The sequence below is a fragment of the Bradyrhizobium sp. KZN70725 genome, assembly GCF_055264925.1.
Genome location: NZ_JBUYWT010000196.1, coordinates 1 through 746, shown reverse-complemented (window position 1 = coordinate 746; position 746 = coordinate 1). Strand labels below are relative to the sequence as shown.

Below are 746 nucleotides of genomic sequence, written 5' to 3'. Positions count from 1 at the left end.
AACAGCGATCTGCGCGTCCAGTGCGCGGCCTGTCACGGCGCTGACCTCAAAGGGACCGTTGCCGCGCCTGGGATTGCGGCGCGTTCGCCGACTTACATGTTCCGGCAACTCTATGACTTGAGATCCGGCGCGCGGAAGGGCGCCAAGAGCGAACTTATGAAACCGGTTGTTGAAAATCTCAGCATCGGGGACATGATCGCACTAGCCGCCTATTCGGCGTCGCTCATGCCCTAATGCTCGGTGTGCGGGCTGTCAGACGCTAGTGCGTTCGGCACCCCAACGTCTCCGCCGTGGTTGGAGAGCGTTTTCGCATGATGCCTTTCGGCAGCGAAGGCGGCGCAAGGGGAGGACTTGATCATGTTAACTTGCCAGTGCAACGCAATTCATCGTCGCGATGTGGTGTGTGGCGGCGGCGCTGCCCTGTTCAGCGCCCTTGTGGCGGCGTTGATCGGTAGCACGAAGCCAGTGCGCGCAGAGACGATAACCGGCAAGGTTCCGGAGATTGATAGCGTCGCAGTGCGCGTGGTCGTCGACAGCTATCAATTTGCCGTGGCGCCGAGCCGGAAGCTTCCCGATGTCGAGATCGAGCACTTCGGCTGGGGCATCGGGGCGGGCAAGCCGCCCGGCAAGACGCTGATCAGCGAGTTCGGCCTGTCGATGCACGTCGAGACCCGGCGCGGCACCGAGACGCGAAATGTCCTGATGGATTTTGGCTTCACACCGGACGCGCTGGTCAACAACGCCAA

General features: G+C 61.9%; 1 protein-coding gene and 1 pseudogene. Both read left to right on the top strand.

All coding sequences use genetic code 11. The features are described 5' to 3' along the window. The coding region (locus tag ACZBJS_RS42675; protein ID WP_463440348.1) for a c-type cytochrome at nt 1-234 on the top strand (234 nt) is incomplete at its 5' end. Nucleotides 235-357: 123 nt separating this feature from the next. After that, nucleotides 358-746, top strand: a pseudogene (locus tag ACZBJS_RS42670) (MBL fold metallo-hydrolase); the annotation flags it as partial.